This window comes from Chroococcidiopsis sp. [FACHB-1243], from assembly GCF_014696895.1.
GTDB lineage: Bacteria > Cyanobacteriota > Cyanobacteriia > Cyanobacteriales > Chroococcidiopsidaceae > Chroococcidiopsis.
Genome location: NZ_JACJQX010000014.1, coordinates 16,003 through 32,673 on the forward strand (window position 1 = coordinate 16,003; position 16,671 = coordinate 32,673).

Annotated in this window: 16 protein-coding genes; 8 read left to right on the forward strand and 8 right to left on the reverse strand. The window is 43.7% G+C overall.

Annotated features, from left to right (window positions below; translation table 11 throughout):
* Positions 1–512: 512 nt before the first annotated feature.
* Positions 513–3,215, forward strand: a complete 2,703-nt coding sequence (locus H6G17_RS12250; protein ID WP_347276425.1) for a CHAT domain-containing protein — start codon at positions 513–515, stop codon at positions 3,213–3,215.
* 100 nt (positions 3,216–3,315) lie between these two features.
* On the opposite strand, the gene H6G17_RS12255 is transcribed toward H6G17_RS12250, so the two are convergent.
* Positions 3,316–3,894: a fasciclin domain-containing protein gene (locus H6G17_RS12255; RefSeq protein WP_192157448.1), complete on the reverse strand. Its 579-nt coding sequence runs from the start codon at positions 3,892–3,894 to the stop codon at positions 3,316–3,318.
* A 312-nt stretch (positions 3,895–4,206) separates the two neighbouring features.
* Here H6G17_RS12255 and H6G17_RS12260 point away from each other — a divergent pair, with 312 nt between their 5' ends.
* Positions 4,207–4,683, forward strand: a complete 477-nt coding sequence (locus tag H6G17_RS12260; protein WP_192157450.1) for a CRR6 family NdhI maturation factor — start codon at positions 4,207–4,209, stop codon at positions 4,681–4,683.
* Between the two features lie 196 nt (positions 4,684–4,879).
* Here H6G17_RS12260 and H6G17_RS12265 read toward each other — a convergent pair whose 3' ends face one another.
* Positions 4,880–5,842, reverse strand: coding sequence for a glycosyltransferase family 9 protein (locus H6G17_RS12265; RefSeq protein WP_192157452.1), 963 nt, complete (start codon positions 5,840–5,842; stop codon positions 4,880–4,882).
* Between the two features lie 187 nt (positions 5,843–6,029).
* Between H6G17_RS12265 and ispD the strand changes: the two genes are divergently transcribed.
* Positions 6,030–6,788 (forward strand): 2-C-methyl-D-erythritol 4-phosphate cytidylyltransferase, encoded by a 759-nt coding sequence (ispD, locus tag H6G17_RS12270; RefSeq protein ID WP_192157454.1) that lies wholly within the window; start codon positions 6,030–6,032, stop codon positions 6,786–6,788.
* Between the two features lie 73 nt (positions 6,789–6,861).
* Entirely contained in the window at positions 6,862–7,566 is a 705-nt protein-coding gene (locus H6G17_RS12275) for a peptidase E (RefSeq protein WP_192157456.1), read from the forward strand.
* Positions 7,567–7,636: 70 nt separating this feature from the next.
* On the opposite strand, the gene H6G17_RS12280 is transcribed toward H6G17_RS12275, so the two are convergent.
* Positions 7,637–8,833, reverse strand: a complete 1,197-nt coding sequence (locus tag H6G17_RS12280) for a site-2 protease family protein (protein WP_192157458.1) — start codon at positions 8,831–8,833, stop codon at positions 7,637–7,639.
* Between the two features lie 77 nt (positions 8,834–8,910).
* On the opposite strand from H6G17_RS12280, the gene H6G17_RS12285 reads away from it, so the two are divergent.
* A complete protein-coding gene (locus tag H6G17_RS12285; protein ID WP_192157460.1) occupies positions 8,911–9,225 on the forward strand; it encodes a hypothetical protein in 315 nt (104 codons plus the stop codon).
* A 1-nt stretch (position 9,226) separates the two neighbouring features.
* Here the strand turns inward: H6G17_RS12285 and psaK (H6G17_RS12290) are convergent, their stop codons facing one another.
* Positions 9,227–9,559, reverse strand: coding sequence for a photosystem I reaction center subunit PsaK (psaK, locus tag H6G17_RS12290; protein ID WP_192157642.1), 333 nt, complete (start codon positions 9,557–9,559; stop codon positions 9,227–9,229).
* Positions 9,560–9,749: 190 nt separating this feature from the next.
* Positions 9,750–10,028: a photosystem I reaction center subunit PsaK gene (gene psaK / locus H6G17_RS12295; protein ID WP_192157462.1), complete on the reverse strand. Its 279-nt coding sequence runs from the start codon at positions 10,026–10,028 to the stop codon at positions 9,750–9,752.
* 123 nt (positions 10,029–10,151) lie between these two features.
* Here psaK (H6G17_RS12295) and H6G17_RS12300 point away from each other — a divergent pair, with 123 nt between their 5' ends.
* From H6G17_RS12300 to proB, 3 genes are all read left to right on the forward strand, one after another.
* Complete coding sequence (locus tag H6G17_RS12300; RefSeq protein ID WP_192157464.1) at positions 10,152–10,790, forward strand: phosphoribosylanthranilate isomerase; 639 nt, start codon at positions 10,152–10,154, stop codon at positions 10,788–10,790.
* Positions 10,791–10,956: 166 nt separating this feature from the next.
* On the forward strand, positions 10,957–11,499 hold the full coding sequence (locus tag H6G17_RS12305; RefSeq protein WP_192157466.1) for a YqeG family HAD IIIA-type phosphatase: 543 nt from the start codon (positions 10,957–10,959) through the stop codon (positions 11,497–11,499).
* 291 nt (positions 11,500–11,790) lie between these two features.
* Positions 11,791–12,900, forward strand: a complete 1,110-nt coding sequence (gene proB / locus H6G17_RS12310; protein WP_192157468.1) for a glutamate 5-kinase — start codon at positions 11,791–11,793, stop codon at positions 12,898–12,900.
* A 52-nt stretch (positions 12,901–12,952) separates the two neighbouring features.
* Here the strand turns inward: proB and H6G17_RS12315 are convergent, their stop codons facing one another.
* The 3 genes from H6G17_RS12315 to hisS form a co-directional block, all read right to left on the reverse strand.
* On the reverse strand, positions 12,953–13,945 hold the full coding sequence (locus H6G17_RS12315) for a hypothetical protein (protein WP_192157470.1): 993 nt from the start codon (positions 13,943–13,945) through the stop codon (positions 12,953–12,955).
* A 372-nt stretch (positions 13,946–14,317) separates the two neighbouring features.
* Positions 14,318–15,088 (reverse strand): hypothetical protein, encoded by a 771-nt coding sequence (locus H6G17_RS12320; protein ID WP_192157472.1) that lies wholly within the window; start codon positions 15,086–15,088, stop codon positions 14,318–14,320.
* A gap of 261 nt (positions 15,089–15,349) precedes the next feature.
* Positions 15,350–16,636 (reverse strand): histidine--tRNA ligase, encoded by a 1,287-nt coding sequence (gene hisS, locus H6G17_RS12325; protein ID WP_192157474.1) that lies wholly within the window; start codon positions 16,634–16,636, stop codon positions 15,350–15,352.
* Between the last annotated feature and the right edge of the window lie 35 nt (positions 16,637–16,671).

Genomic DNA, 16,671 nt, shown 5'->3' on the forward strand with positions numbered 1-16,671 from the left:
AAAGTTAAAAGTCAAAAGTCAAAATTTGGGAATTTTTCAAATTAAACATGGACAAGAAAAAGAGCTGGGCGATCGGAAATTGTAGCTATGCGGGCAAAACCCACCTGCGCGGGTTATTTAAAATTCTATTTATGCGATGTACGATTTTTTTCTTAGCCACGCCACTTTGCTCAAGTCGGGAAACCCGCCCATGCAAGTGGCTCCCCTTTTTAAGGGGGTTGGGGGATCGCAGAACTACGCTACTCATGAAGAGATCCCCCTTAGCCTCCCTTTTTAAGGGAGGAAAAAGTGAAAGTTGCACATTGCGTCTAGTTTTTTTCTTAGTCCGCGCAGGCGGAAAGAGTTTGTGTAGACGCGAATTTGATTCGCCCCGATTGTTTGCCAGTCCTCGCCGATCCCCCCAACCCCCCTTTTTAAGGGGGGCTATGAGATTGAAGTTATTTCTGGTAGTGTTACTATTTTTTTTGTCAGCGACACTTACTCCTGTTATTGCTTCAAATTTATCGAATTCTGTGATCCAAGCTCAACGACCTACTACGCAACTTACTAATCATGCAGCCAACTTATATCAGAGGGGAAAATATCAAGAAGCAGTAGATGCATGGAAGCAAGCTATCAGTGCATTTGCAGCTCAAAAATATAGCTTAAATCAGGCAATGGCACTGAGCAATCTATCTTTAGCTCACCAAAAACTAGGACAATGGGAACAGGCAGAAAAAGCGATCGCTAACAGTTTAGCTCTCTTAAAAAATCAATCTCAAGGTAAAGAAGAACAAAAAATTCTGGCTCAAACTTTAGACATTCAAGGAAATTTGCAAAGGGAGATGGGGCAAGCAGCAGATGCTCTGTCTACTTGGCAAGCTGCAACAAAAATTTACAAGCAAATAGATTCAAGTCTAGCAGCTCAAAGCAAAATTAACCAAGCTCAAGCGATGCAAGATTTAGGACTTTATTCCCGTGCTTGCAAGACTTTGTTAGAAGTAGTAAATGTAAATATAAAAGCTGATGATTGTCAAGATATAAGTTTGATATCTTCGGAAGAATTAACAAAACAACTACAAGTCGTAGCGAAAAAAACACCGACTCTAACTCAAGTAGTCGGATTGCGAAGTTTAGGCGAATTACTGCGCTCGATCGCCCAGCCAGAGCGATCGCTAATATTTTTAGAAACGAGTTTAGAACTAGCGCAAAAATTGAATTCTCCCGCTGAAGTAGCTGCAACTCATCTCAGCATTGGTAATACAGCACAAACTTTATCAGAAACAGAAAGAGTTCGCCGCAAACGCGAGAGCAATCAAGAAAAAGCACTAACTGCATACGCGGAAGTCATCAAGTTAACTTCCTCGCCAACCCTGCATCAGCAAGCACAGCTAAATCAATTGACTTTATGGTTAAAACTTCAGGAATTCGATCGCGCTGCTCAATTATGGCGATCGCTTTTTCCCCAACTAACTACTTTAACTCCCAGTCATACAGGTGTTTATCAACAGCTGAATTTTGCCCAAAGTTTAATTAAGTTAGCCTTTGTAGGGGCGGGTTTATCAGATATGTCTGGAAACAAACCAATAATCCAGCTAAACCTGCCCATCCAAAAGTTAGGAAATGCAAAAATACAACTACCAACATTTGAGCAAATCGAGCAACTTTTAATCCAAGCAACCGCACAAGCTACAACTTTAGGAGATAAACGCGCTCAAGCCTACGCTTTGGGGTATCGAGGTGAATTGCACGAACTAGCAGGGAAACAGAATTTATCACCAGCCGAGCAGTTTACACGACAAGCCCTCAGTATCGCCACCAATTTTGAAACCCCAGATATTGCCTACCAAATGTTTTGGCAATTAGGACGCATCCACAGAGCAAATGGTGATATCCCAGAAGCGATCGCGGCTTATACTAAAGCCTATGATGCCTTGCAATCACTACGTAGCGATCTCGTTGCCATTAATCCAGAAGTCCAGTTTTCGTTTCGCGAAAGTGTTGAACCAGTCTATCGTCAGTTGGTAGAACTCGATTTAGAATATGCCTCTAGCTTAGAAAAAACGGGCAAGCCAAAGGATGGCACGAAATATCTTACCCAAGCACGAAATGCGATCGAATCTCTACAACTAGCAGAACTTAACAATTTTTTCCGCGAAGCCTGTGTCGAAGCAAATCCCCGACAGATCGATCGCATCGATCCAAAAGCAGCGGTAATTTATCCGATTATTTTCCCAGATCGGCTAGAAGTGCTGCTAAGCCTACCTAATCGCGATCCCAGCCTGCATACGCAAAAAATTCCGCCCACACAGCTAGCCAGTACCATAGAAAGCGTACAGCGATCGCTGATCGAACCTCAGAGCGTCGTACAGGAATTTTTACCCCAATACCAACAACTGTACGATTGGCTGATCCAACCCCTAGAGACAGAGTTAGCAAAATCTCAGGTTAAAACCTTAGTTTTCGTCCTTGACGGAGATTTGCGAAACATCCCAATGGCTATTTTGCGCGATCGCCACAGCAATAAATATCTCATTGAAAAATATGCCTTGGGCTTAACTCCAGGCTTGCAACTACTCGATCCCAAACCGATTGCAGATGTCGAGCCGAAAGCCTTGGCAGCAGGAATTAGTAAAATTCGCCCCAACTTTGCTCCTCACCAAGGTTTTGAGCCGCTGAACAACGTGCAAATAGAACTTGCCCAGATTCAAAAACTAGGGTTAGCAGCCCAGGAATTTCTGAACGAACAATTTACCAGCAACCAAATTAAGCAGGCTATTACCGATTTTCGATTTCCCATAGTCCACCTGGCAACTCACGCTCAGTTTAGCTCGATAGCTGACGATACTTTTATCCTTGCCTGGGATAACCGAATTAACGTCAAACAGCTAGGTAATTTACTGCAAGATAATCCAATAGGACGCGAACCAATTGAATTATTAGTGCTAAGTGCCTGCGAGACAGCCAGCGGGGATAAAAGAGCGACTTTGGGACTCGCAGGAGTTGCAGTAAGAGCAGGGGCAAGGAGTACGCTAGCAACGCTGTGGGCGGTACAGGATGAAAGCACTGCTAAGTTTATGGGCGAATTTTATCGCCAGATCGAACAAACCAGGAAAACAAAAATTGGTAGTCGCGCCGAAGCCATGCGTCAGGCGCAGCTATCGCTGCTGCAAGACAAGCGGTACAGCCATCCTCACTTTTGGAGTCCGTTTGTTTTAGTTGGTAATTGGCAGTAGATGAAATATACGATCTGTAGGGGCGCACAGCTGTGCGCCCCTACGAATTGCGCCCCTACGAATTGCGCCCCTACGAATTGCGCCCCTACAAGGGTATTACCTAAAAGTCAGGTGGTAGCAGTACCCGATCGACCTCAATAATTACGCCATTTTGGGTGACAATTGAGGGGTGCTTACCATGAGCATTGTTAAGCTTCACCGTCCCATCAGGAGCGATCGCAATTTTGACAGCATTGCCTTCAACTGTGGCGATCGCACCGCTATCGACGCGATCGGGGGTAACATGACCTGAGACGACGTGATATTGCAGTACTTTCTTCCGATTTTCTGGCTGGCTATAACGCCGAAAGATGTCTTTAGGCAAGGCATTAAAAGCATCATCAGTAGGAGCAAAAATCGTGAATGGTCCCGATTGCTTTAAAGTATCCAGTAAACCAGCTTCTTTTAGCTCATCAACGAGATTGGCAAATTTAGCTTCTTTGGAGAGAGTATCGGCAATACTGCTCTTAAAACTGCGATAGGGATAGCTACTATAAGCAGAAGGTTGAAATAGCGCATAACGGGGATAAAATCTGGCAGCTACAGGAGCAGCAACTAGGGCAAAAACCCCAGCAACTCCCGCCAAACCAGCTAATTTCCACCAAATTCTCATTGAAAAGTTAGACTTTTGAATATTCATAGATTAGTCTTGTAGTCAAGATTTGTCCTAAAAAATAGATTACCCGAGCGATCGCACCACCATCTACCTATACAGTTGCTAGCGGTCGGATTCGCAAAACTTCCTGCATAAATCAACAATTTGTAGGTATATCTAGCATTCACCAAAATTGTTACGGCAGGCGATCGCTATTTTGAGAGAATGAAGGTCGTAAACTGCTGGCACGAGGCACGAAATATAAACAGCGCGAATGTCGTTCGCAAACGTTGTAAAGCATCTTTTGCACTCGAAACCCGCCCTTACAACTTCCAACTTTTGACTTTTGACTTCGCCATGACTATCACCATTTCTCTCAAGGCTAACCACTTCAACAGCTTAGATGTATTGCCCGCTGCAAAGACGATCGAAAATATATCGCAAGAAAAATCGGCGATCGCCACTTACGAGCAGCAACTTCGCTTCGAGATCGATTATCCTCGTCCCTCAGACGATCCACGGGAACTGTCTGAAATTCCCGAAGTACGGATGTGGTTTATTCGCCTTGACAGTCGCTATCCCTGGCTACCTTTTCTCTTAGATTGGAAGGCAGGCGAACTGTCCCGCTACACTGCCATGCTGGTTCCCCATCAGTTCCATCGCCAAGAAGGAATTCAATTTAATCCCGAAGCCCTAGAAATTTTCCTCATGCAAAAAGTTTTCGTTCTGCATGACTGGTTACAACAAATGGGTATTCCCAGCGCGGCAAGGCTGAAATCTATGGGTCAAATGCTAGGCTACGACTTAGAAGATGATTTGTTTGGAATGTTATGAATCATCATTCGTCATTTGTCATTTGTCATTTGTAAGGAGTCAGAAGTTGTAGGGGCGGGTTTACCAAAGAACTCCCTACTATACAGAGAGTATAGGTAAACTCGCCCCTACAGGAGTCAGGAAATTCTGAATTGCGACTTGTCACTTGTCTCCCTAATCCTCCTTGTCCCCCTTGTCTCCCTGCTCCCTGCCTAAATCAGCCACCCCAAACCCGTTCTAAAACAGTTTGCGGTGCGATGTCTGAGAGTTTGCCTGTAGGAGATTTGATGGCGATACAGCGATCGCTCGGTGGGATTAACTTCTGGGGATCTGTCGCTCCAAACAACGCAATCGTATAGGTTTGCACTGCTACTGCTAGATACATGGGTGCGCTGTCAGTACATAGCAATAAATTGGCAGCAGCAACAATCGCTGCTGTTTTCCCAATATCGGGGGGATTTGTCACCTTCAGATCGGGAAATGCTTCCTGTAGCGATCGCACCAACTGCTCGTCCTCTGCTGTTTGCACTAGGATCGCAATTGGTAGATCCGGCTGACGCTGTTGCAAATTTTGAATCACTTGTCGCCAACTTTGGACGGGGTAGGTTTGGATGCTGGTTTTCGCAGCCGCAAGTTGGCTAGAGCCACCGTGAATTAATATGTAACCGCTATCTTTGATTCCCAGTCGTTGCTGCTCTTTGTCTGCCCATTCTAGGTCTGATTTAGGGACGTTAATCGTTAAATCGGGACAGGGGGTGGAAATTCCTAATCCTTTGAGCAGATCGTGATACATTGCCGCGACGTACTGCTCGGTTTTGAGGGGGACGGAGTTCGTCAGAAACAGATTTCCTCCCCCCTGGTAGCTGACTCGCACTGCAACGCCACTCAACCAGAGCGCCATACCTACAAAAGGGCGCTGTCCGGCACAAATTGCGATATCGTATTCGCGATCGCGGATATTACCGATTAGATCGACCCATTCTGTCAAGCTGTTACGGTCTTTGAAGTCGAACTTTAGCACGTTGGACACCGACTTACAGATTCGGTACGCTCCCAAAGAGCGAGGCTCTGCCACCACATCGATTTCAGCGTCGGGATAATTCCGCTTCAGATCGTCCAGGGTGGGAAAGAATAGAATTTGGTCGCCAATCCCGCCAGGGACTAAGGCTACTATTCGCATATTTACTGTTCTACGCTTACTCGCTCTTATTTTAGGTGAACATATACTTATGTGAAACGATAGAAGCGTACATTTTTTCAGTTATTAGGGAGCAGGGAGCAGGGAGCAGAGAGCAGGGAAGAATTAAACTACTATTATTTGCCTCCTACTAATTACCACGCACCACTCACCACTTTCTTAACAAACCGTGTATTTATTAATTCCAGCTGCCGGAATGGGACGAAGAATGGGTAGCGATCGCAATAAGCTGCTATTGACGCTGCGATCGCAACCTCTAATTGCTTGGACGCTACGCGCAGCCGCAGTATCTGATGAAATTAGTTGGATCGGCATTATTTCCCAACCTGCTGATTGGACAGATTTGAAGGAGATCCTGGGAGGATTATCCCTGACTAAACCCGTGGAATTCATTCAAGGGGGGACTACCCGCCAAGAGTCCGTTTACAAAGGCTTGCAGGCTTTGCCAGCGGACGCTAAACAAGTTCTAATTCATGACGGCGCGAGATGTCTCGCTACACCAGAATTATTCGATCGCTGTGCGGTAGCAATTCAAAATTCAAAATTCAAAATTCAAAGTTCAAAATTCCCCGACTCCCGACTCCCGACTCCCGACTCCCCAATCCAAGGCTTAATTGCCGCGATCCCAGTCAAAGACACGATTAAAATAGTAGATGATGCTGGATTCATTCAAGCTACACCAGACCGCAGCCAGCTTTGGGCGGCGCAAACTCCACAGGCTTTTGACGTGCAATTATTGAAGCAGTGTCACGCAAAAGGTCTGGAGCAAGGTTGGGAAGTTACAGACGATGCAGCTTTGTTTGAAAAGTGTGGCTTACCCGTACAAATTGTTGAGGGCGAAGAGACAAATTTAAAATTGACGACACCAATGGATTTGGCGATCGCAGAGTTTATATTACAGCAAAGATTAGAAATTGGTAATAGATAATTATTTACTAGTGTAGAGGCATTATATGTAATGTCTCTACACTAGCAATGGATGATTAATTGACAAATGAAAAATGAGACAAATCTTTGCTATGGGTGGCGGCGGATTTTCTATGGAACCAGAAAATCTTCTGCTGGATAAATACATTCTGGAACTATCAAAGAAGGAAAAACCAAAAGTTTGTTTTCTTCCAACTGCTAGCGGCGATTCTGATAAATATATTGTTCGATTCTATTCAACTTATATTAACTTGACCTGTCAGCCTTCTCATCTATCTTTATTCCTACCACCTACAGCCGATCTCGAATCTTTTATTCTCGACCAAGACATCATTTATGTAGGTGGCGGAAATACGAAAAGCTTAATTGCTCTTTGGAGAGAGTGGGAACTAGATAAAATTCTTCAAGCAGCTTGGGAAAATGGCGTTATTCTTACTGGTTTAAGTGCAGGTTCTATTTGTTGGTTTGAACAGGGAATAACTGATTCTATTCCCGGGCAATTGACTGTTCTACAATGTCTTGGCTTGCTCAAAGGTAGCAACTGTCCTCATTATGACGGCGAACCGGAAAGAAGACCAGCTTACCATCGGTTATTATCTCAAGGATTAGTTAACCCTGGATATGCTGCTGATGATGGTGTTGGCTTCCACTTTGTTGATAACAAACTAGAGAAAATTGTTAGTTCCCGTCCTTTTGCAAAGGCGTATCAATTAGACAAGATAGATGGAACAGTTACAGAAACAGTTTTAGAACCAATCTACTTAGGCAAGAATAAATAATAGTTGTAACTTTGCCCATTCTGTCACTAGTAGCGGTTGCCATATTCACCTCTCTTAGAATACGCGATCGCTACACTTTCGTAGACTTTGCTACCAACCCCAATTGCAACCCCGATGGATAGCTACCTTCTTCCTTAATCCGCTTGATTTCCACTTCGGAAATCCGTAGGTTAAGTTTAGGTGCGATCGCTTTGATAATATCACCTCGGTCTATCGTTCCCGCTATAGCTCCAGCTGGAGAAAGTACGGTTAGACGGGGTAGTTGCTGGCTTTCCATCTGGTTGATGACTTCAACTAAAGATGTCGATTCCTCAACGTGGGGGATTTCCATGAGGGGATGAGCGATGCTGTGTAAAGTTTGCGTTTCCCACTGACTGCGTTCGACAAGGCGCAAATCGTCAATCGCTACCATCCCCCGATAACGCCCATCGGATGCAGCAAAATAGGTTTGTGGGGCGGATGTTTCGAGCAGATAAAGGTCGGCAAAAGCCCGCAAAGTCATATCGGCATCTACGACGCGAAAATCGCGGGACATAGCATCGGTAGCGTGCAATTGTAGTAGCGCTTCTTGTAATTTCGTGATGCGCTCGTATGCGCTGGCATGGCGAATACCAAACCATCCCAGCAGCACCAACCACAGACCGCTGACCAATTCACCCGTAAAGAATTCTATTGCCGCACCAGTCGCGATCGCCGACCAACCCAAAAACTGTCCGGTTCTCGCCGCCCAACGCACGGCTTGGAAACGGTTACCCGTGACTTTCCACACTGCCGCTTTTAATACCTGTCCTCCATCTAAAGGTAAGCCAGGAATTAAATTAAACAGTGCCAAAATTAAATTCACTCTGGCTAAGTCTGTCACCATGACATTAGCCAAACTCGATGCAGGCAAAACCAAGCCGATCAGAGCAAGAATACCAAACAAACCAATACTCACTAAAGGTCCGGCGATCGCCACTTGTAATGCTTCGCCTGGGGTTTTCGATTCTTCTTCAATCGAAGCAATTCCACCAAAAAGGAATAGAGTAATAGAATTAACTCTAATCCCTTGCGATCGCGCCACTAAACTATGACCGAGTTCGTGCAGCAAGACCGAACCAAATAACAGCAGTGCGATCGTTAAACCCGCACTTCCAGCTAAGATATTTCCCCAAGGTGAATAACTCAACCCAAAATTGAGAGCAACAAAAGTTAAAATAACAAACCACAAGGGGTCTAAAAATAGTGGAATGCCCCATAAAGCTCCAATTCGCCAACCTGTTTGCATGGGATTTTCCTAAACCAAATTTCTATCCATCTGAACTATAGGTTATGGCTTAAATAAGATTCGATTGCCGGATTGCGATGCCATCTAAAAAATTACAAATCTTACTAGCCCCTATATTTTCTAGGATAAAAGATTTGGCGATCGCACTAGGTTTAATTGAATTCGCGCTAACCGTACAAGCAAACTGCGATCGCTACTTAAAACTGCAAGCCGCGAAGCTTCTTTTGCATCTGCGTGCAGATGACATCACAAAATTTATTCTTAATATGACAATTCTGATGTACATGTACGCTAGCAGGAACGCATGGCTGTGCGTTCCTACAGAATCTGCGTACCGTATCTCATTGAAAATGGTTATATTGCTTCTCGTTACGGATAACCGTATTAGTTGAGTTACTTGAGAATACCCAAATTATTCAACCCTAGCACTGCCGGAATCGCAATCAAATGCCCTGCACTCATAGCAGCAAGGAAGGAACCAATACTGGGATTATTGAAAATTCCGGCAAATGGTCCCAAGGGAAACTTAGTTCCCACTTGGGGATAGCGGATCGTACGAGGAATAATGAATAGACAAATCAAACAAGTACCTATAATCACCGCCGATCCCGTCCAACTCCACTTGAGTGTATCGGGAACAGTTGGTTGGACTTCGGCTAGTGTTAGTAAAAGTGATTCCAACAAAGCTTTAACTCCTAAAATCAACAGCTCTTGGCTACACTCCATCAAAGTGACTTTGCCAGGAAATGTTATCTATCTTAGGAGTTAATGTCAGTTGTCAATTATCAGTTGTCAGTCAAGAATCGGGTGTAGGGTGTAGAGTGTGGGGTCTGGGGTGTAGAAGGTGAATTTTGCTCCCTCAGCTCCCTCAGCCCCCTCAGCTTTCTCAGCTCTCTTTCCCGACTCCCGCAAAGATCTAGCTCAACCAACCGAGGTTAGACAGTCCGAGAACGATTCCTGCTCCGACGACGTGACCAAATGCCATTGATGCAACAAATGTACCAATACTAGGGCTACCTAACCCTGGTAAATTTACAGGTAACTTAGCACCGACTTGAGGATATTTGATACTGCGGCTAGCGATTAGCAGTATTAAAAAGGAGCTAGCACTGATAATCAGTGCTACTTGCGGACTCCAGCTGATAGTGTTGGGAACAGTTGGTTGTGTGGCAGCTAGTAAAATTGTATTAATCAAGGTTTTTCTCCTACATCGAACTATGGAGCGCAATTTCAGGATTATCAAAATTGCTTTGCCAGGAGATAGTATTTGTTTTAATAGTTAACATTAGCTTTATTTTTCTACACAAACTTGGCTTGTATGCGAATCAAAATTTGCGGCATTACGAAACCAGAACAGGGAAAAGAGATCGCCTCTCTTGGCGCAACTGCTCTAGGGTTTATCTGCGTTCCCAACACGCCTCGCTATGTCAACCCCACCCAAATTCGAGCCGCGATCGCGCAGCTACCAGCTACGGTAGACCGGATCGGTGTTTTTGCCAACACCACCCTAAAAGACATTAGCCAAATCGTCGCAGCCACGAAATTGACAGGGGTACAGTTACACGGAGACGAAACACCCGCTTTTTGCCATCAGTTAAGATCCTTGCTGCCCGATGTAGAGATTGTCAAAGCATTGAGAATCAAAAATACAGAAGCACTGGAGCAAGCAGCTAATTACACCACGTATGTAGATGCTCTCCTACTCGATGCATACGATCCTCAACAGTTAGGTGGTACGGGAAAAACGCTAGATTGGAATGCCTTACAAAAATTTCAACCGAGTTGTCCTTGGTTTCTCGCCGCCGGACTCACGCCAGATAATATTCTGGCTGCTTTAACTCAACTTCGTCCTCATGGGATTGACTTATCCAGTGGCGTAGAACGTTCCCCAGGAGATAAAGATTTAGATAAGGTTGCTCGACTATTCGAGCAATTACGCTTAGCGATCGCTGATTGACGATCGTATTAGATTTCGCTCTCAGCTGTTATTAGTTAATAGCTGATGAGAAAATGATAGGAGTGTTAATAGTTGATGGTTGATAGTTCGGTTCTCCAGTTGACAATTAGCTACTGACAATTAACGTCTTTTACCCCTAACCCTTTCCTACCCCTAGCTTATCTTCATGTCTTGGAACGAACTACTACAACCCGATTTAATCCTAGAAGGATCTGTGCTGAATTTGACCCCAGAAATGATTCAGCAATACCAACTCAAAGGCTTGGTATTAGATGTGGATGAAACCCTAGTACCAATTAAAGCCACAACAGCGTCAGCCGCTCTGCAAGCGTGGGTTGCACAAACGAGACAATTTGTCAAGCTATGGTTAGTTAGTAATAACCTCAGCGATACTCGCATTGGTGGTATTGCAAGGTCTTTGGATCTACCTTACATTCTCGGCGCTGTCAAACCCTCTCGACGAAAGCTGAGGCTAGCGGTAGAGGCAATGAACTTACCAGCGGAACAGGTAGCAATGGTAGGCGATCGCCTCTTTACTGATGTGATCGCTGGCAATCGCTTAGGTATGTTCACAATTTTGGTCGAACCGTATGTCGATCCTGGCGAAGCCGTCCGTGCTTACCCGATCCGTGGCTTAGAAGTCTTAGTTTCTCAAGCTCTCGGAGCCTCCCTGATCCCCAAGCACACAAAAATTAACAAAAATCAGTAAATCTTTGGAAAAACAAACATTAAGAAATTATTAAAGAGAGTGGAGCTGAGCAAAATGTCTGAGATTATACTAAAAGTTAATAAGGGGTTGCGCTTATAAAGACCCCAGCCATAAATCATCAGTCATAACCCCATGAAGCGCCAGCCTTCTTCTCTAAGAAGACTGGTGCTTTATGATTGTAATGTTAATAGGGAGCGCACGAGCAGGGAGTAGGGAGCAGTGAAGAATGGTTAGTGGTTAGCAATCGCTGGAATAGTTCTGACTTCATCTCTTACTCCTTAACCCTAGAAAATGTCACAAACCATTGTTGTCAAAATTGGCACTTCTAGTCTGACGCAATCGCAGACAGGTTTACTAGCTCTTTCCACGATCGCGACTTTAGCAGAAACTCTCTCTCATCTCCGTCGTCAGGGGCATCGCGTGATTTTGGTTTCTTCTGGAGCTGTAGGGGTTGGTTGCGCTCGATTGGGGCTGACAGAGCGCCCCCGTACGATGGCAATGAAACAGGCAGTAGCGGCTGTCGGACAGGGACGGTTGATGCGCGTATACGACGATTTTTTTACAACTCTGCAACAGCCAATCGCTCAAGTGCTGCTGACCCGTAGCGATGTTGGAGAACGCAGTCGCTATGTCAATGCATACAACACGTTTCAAGCCTTGTTGGAAATTGGCGTGATTCCAATTGTGAATGAGAATGACACGGTAGCAGTCCAAGAACTGAAATTTGGCGATAACGATACTCTTTCTGCCCTAGTTGCCAGTTTGGTTGAGGCAGATTGGCTATTTTTATTGACAGATGTAGACCGTCTCTATTCTGCCGATCCGCGATCGTTTCCCGATGCTCAGCCAATTGCGTTGGTAACGCACATGGAACAACTAGCCCAATTACAAGTACAAGTAGGTTCTCCTGGTTCCCAATGGGGAACGGGTGGCATGGTGACGAAGATTGCAGCGGCACGAATTGCTACTGCGGCTGGTGTCCGTACTGTCATTACTGAAGGGCGATTTCCACATAATATTGAAAAAATTATTCAGGGAGAGCCTTTGGGAACTCAGTTCGCGCCTCAACTTCAACCGACTAACGCTCGTAAACGCTGGATTGCTTATGGTTTAATTCCTACGGGCAAGCTTTACTTAGATGACGGTGCGGTCAAGGCAATTTGTCAGCAGGGAAAATCTTTACTAGCGGCTGGCATTACTACCATCGAAGGCGAATTTGATAGTCAAGATGCCGTTCAAATTTGCGATCGCTTTGGCAAAGAAGTTGCTAGAGGCATTGTCAACTATAGCAGTAGCGAACTGCAAAACATTCGCGGGCGACACTCGAAAGAAATTGCCACAATTTTAGGCTATGCTGGTGCAGCAAATGTAATTCACCGCGATAATCTAGTTTTGATTTAATCTGATGAATTGAAAAAGATCGGTATTTTCTCAAAAGCTGCTCTTACAAACTTTAATGTTTGACTTTCCGAGCCGGAATACTAACTGAAAGATGTATGCCTTTCATATACGAACTAATATATGTCATTAGTCCATAGATAAAAGTAACAATTCCTAGCATTTCCATGCCTTCTTCTACAGCGGTCAGAGCGTAATACATCGGGCGATCGCCATATAAGGATCTATAGTATCCGTTACACATTTCTACCAATAATGCTCCTCCGACATAGATACCTCCAGCTAATAAAAATAAATACTTTATTTGAGGAGGAAGATAATTAATGAAGCGCAGAAATGCTAGAAAGCAGATAATCGTAAGAATGCTGCCAGGTATTGTCCAGGCAAAATAGAAAAAACCGCTCGGATTGAATTTGTCCCTAACGATCAGACCGATTCTTTCGTGAATTCCAATTGCCTCATCTATATACAAATAGAAAAAAATAATTGCTAGTGCTGTCCAGTGAGAAGCGTAAGGTTCTCGATTGGCTTTTTTGCTGTACGCGATCGCCCCTAACAGTAAAGCACAAAATAGCAAGAGAGACCACGAGAAGAATGCAGGTATGGTTTGTTCACCATCTATATTAAATAGAGAAGCTAAAGTATCCTGTAATGGATAGTCAGGTAGAAGGTAAGTACTAACTTGAACTAAAACACAGACAAAAATTACGCTCAATACCGAGACGAGTAAAAATCGAACGATCTTTTGAGGAGAAAGATAGATATTCGGACTGTTAGCAAATCGATTGTTCGGTTGGAATAACGTTTCGTCCAGGAATTTCTGCTCGCCTATCTCGCGCTCTGGTAATACAATTTTTTTTATCACATATTCAATAGTTTCCTGTTTTACCCAACCTCGGGCTGATAAAATTTCTCCTATACATTTTCCTGTCTGGTGTTGCTCTTCAAGCGCAGTTTCTAATTGAGCTGAGGTGATCATTCCAGAATCAACTAAATACTGTCCCAAAGGCTTTGCCAACGATGGTTTTAGCTCTAAATCTCTAGTCATTGATTCTTCCCTACATCCAGGTAAATCTCTAAGGCAAAAGACTGCTATCTCTGCCTGATGTCATCATTAATTAAAAATTTATTTTTTAATTAATTTATAGTTAACAGATGGTTAACCAAAAGTAAAGCCAGTGAACCACAAATTTATAGTTTTTTAAGAAATTATACCTAGAAGAGGCAAGAAATAATTCATTATTAGTTTTAAGAATTGAATGCGATCGCTTGCAAGACTTGTGAGTAGTACAAATAAACTATGTCAATAGCAATTAAGCACAACTAGATAATATGAAAAAAGCCCAACTTTCTAATTCGCTAAGTTGAGCCAGATAATCGTTTTCAAGTAAATTGTTCGATGCCTTGGTGTAACAAACAACTAAGCACTGCGACGTTTTTTCTCAGATGCCACAATATTTATACGTAAGCCTGTTCCTTTCATATAGTAACTTATATAGTGGAGTAATGAGTAAATAAATACTGCTATACCTAACATTTCTAAGCTTTCTTCGATTGTGACAATAACAGCATAGATAATATTGTTCCGGTCGTTAATTAGACTAGAATAATAACCTCCAATCATCTCCATTCCCAGCGTACCACTAACGTATAAGCTACCAGCTAAGAGAAATAAGCGACGAGTCTGGGTAGGAAGATGACTGAGAAATCGTGTAAAAATAAGCAAGCAAACAAAGGTAAAAGCAGCACCAGGAATGACCCAGGCAAAGTAAAAAAAACCACTTGTATTTAATTTTGAGTGTATTGGTTCAATTAATTTTTCATGTAGACTGGCAAACTCATCAATAGCTAAAAATAGAAATATTACTGATAAAGTCATCCAATAATTAATATATGCTCCTCGAATGGCTTTCTTGGCATTAGCAATAAATCCTAAAATCATCGAGCAGAGAATTAAGGTTAAGACAGAATACATTGTCGGAATATTAGATTCATGATCTACAAAAAATAAACCTGATAAAATAGTTTTTGAGGGATATTCTGGTAGATAATAAAATCCAAATTGTACACCCAAGCTAGCAATAGCAAGTATGCCGATCGCTCCTAAAAAAAACTTTAAAGCGTGCTGTGGTGTTAGCTCAAACAATAGGGTTTGCGGCAGATTTTCTCGCAATAGACTGCGTTTGATCACGTCAAATTCTCCAGTTTGTATTTTATTTTTTTAATAGAAAATACTAATTGTTACGCGATGAGGTTTCATAATTTAGTTATGAAAGCCACATGATTAAATATTTTAAAAGGTTAAATCAAATTTAACTGAAGATTATGTAAAAGTTATTTGAAATTTAAGTGAAAAAAGTGTAAAGTTATACAGCGGAAACATGCCCAACCTCTATGCTGTAGTTGGAGTTTGGCGCTCGTTAGCCAGCTAGATCGGTTATTTTGTCAATGGTTAGCGTTCGGTTCTAAAAGATTGAATTTCTGCTCGTAGTGTATCTGTTGTCGCCATTAGCTCAGTTTGGGCGATCGCAGTTTGCTCTTTAGTTACCATCCACTTGAGTTTGACAGTTTGGTTGGCTGCCTCCTCATCGCCCAAAATTAGACAAGCCACCGTGCCGCTTTTATCAGCACGGGCAAATTGCTTTTTAAAGGCACTACCGCTGAGGTCTAATTCGACGCTAAACCCTGCTTGGCGTAATTTCTGTGCTAGTATCAGTGCTTGCGCCTCAGCGCGATCGCCCCGTGAAACTACGTAGAAATCTAATTCCGAAACTGGGGGCGTTTGCAATTGTTGTAATAAAATAATCAATCGTTCTAGACCAATTGCCCACCCTACCGCAGGCGTATCGGGTCCACCTAATTCTGTGACTAACCCATCGTAACGCCCACCACCACACACTGTTGCTTGCGCTCCCAAGTCATCGGAGATAACTTCAAAAGCTGTGTGGGTGTAGTAGTCTAATCCTCTGACTAACTTGGGATTGAGTTGGTATTTAATGCCTAAATCACTTAGTAATTGCTGTACCCGCTCGAAGTGTTGCTGCGACTCAGAGCCGAGATAATCTAAAATGCTAGGAGCATTTTGAGCGATCTCTTTAGTGCGCTCGTCCTTACTATCTAGAATTCGTAAGGGGTTGCGGGTCAAGCGATCTTGAGAGTCTGAGTCTAATTCGCCTTTGTAGGGCGTGAAATAGTCTACCAGTGCTTGACGATAATTGTGCCGATCTGCTTTATTCCCTACTGAATTAAGATCGAGATGCAGGTTTTTCAGCCCTAGATTTTGTAAAATCTCTGTAGCGATCGCAATAACTTCTGCATCTGCCCTCGGGTCGGCACTACCGATAACCTCTACGCCTAATTGGTGAAATTGCCGCTGTCTACCAGCTTGAGGGCGCTCGTAGCGAAACATCGGACCCGTATACCACAAACGCTGTACGCCGCCTTGAGCATATAGCCCATGTTCGATTAAAGCGCGGACAACTCCAGCTGTACCTTCTGGACGCAGGGTAATCGAGCGATCGCCCCGATCCATAAAAGTATACATTTCTTTGCCCACCACATCCGTTGCTTCACCAATTCCCCGTTCAAACAACGTCGTTTGCTCGAAAATCGGCGTACGAATTTCTCGGTAGGCAGCTTTACTTAAAATATGCCGCGCCGTTGCTTCTACCCGTTGCCAAAAGACAACCTCATCGGGCAGAATGTCTCGCGTCCCGCGTAGTGCCTGAATTTCTCCCATCAGCGATCGATAATCTCTGTAAAGTATGCAATCTA

Excerpts from the sequence above, each read along its gene's own strand:
- proB (WP_192157468.1), top strand. The coding sequence starts at position 11,791 with ATGTCACAAACCATTGTTGTCAAAATTGGCACTTCTAGTCTGACGCAA.
- H6G17_RS12265 (WP_192157452.1), bottom strand. The coding sequence starts at position 5,842 with ATGCGAATAGTAGCCTTAGTCCCTGGCGGGATTGGCGACCAAATTCTA.
- H6G17_RS12300 (WP_192157464.1), top strand. The coding sequence starts at position 10,152 with ATGCGAATCAAAATTTGCGGCATTACGAAACCAGAACAGGGAAAAGAG.
- hisS (WP_192157474.1), bottom strand. The coding sequence starts at position 16,636 with ATGGGAGAAATTCAGGCACTACGCGGGACGCGAGACATTCTGCCCGAT.
- psaK (WP_192157642.1), bottom strand. The coding sequence starts at position 9,559 with ATGGAGTGTAGCCAAGAGCTGTTGATTTTAGGAGTTAAAGCTTTGTTG.
- H6G17_RS12255 (WP_192157448.1), bottom strand. The coding sequence starts at position 3,894 with ATGAATATTCAAAAGTCTAACTTTTCAATGAGAATTTGGTGGAAATTA.
- H6G17_RS12260 (WP_192157450.1), top strand. The coding sequence starts at position 4,207 with ATGACTATCACCATTTCTCTCAAGGCTAACCACTTCAACAGCTTAGAT.
- H6G17_RS12280 (WP_192157458.1), bottom strand. The coding sequence starts at position 8,833 with ATGCAAACAGGTTGGCGAATTGGAGCTTTATGGGGCATTCCACTATTT.
- H6G17_RS12285 (WP_192157460.1), top strand. The coding sequence starts at position 8,911 with ATGCCATCTAAAAAATTACAAATCTTACTAGCCCCTATATTTTCTAGG.
- H6G17_RS12275 (WP_192157456.1), top strand. The coding sequence starts at position 6,862 with ATGAGACAAATCTTTGCTATGGGTGGCGGCGGATTTTCTATGGAACCA.
- H6G17_RS12315 (WP_192157470.1), bottom strand. The coding sequence starts at position 13,945 with ATGACTAGAGATTTAGAGCTAAAACCATCGTTGGCAAAGCCTTTGGGA.
- H6G17_RS12305 (WP_192157466.1), top strand. The coding sequence starts at position 10,957 with ATGTCTTGGAACGAACTACTACAACCCGATTTAATCCTAGAAGGATCT.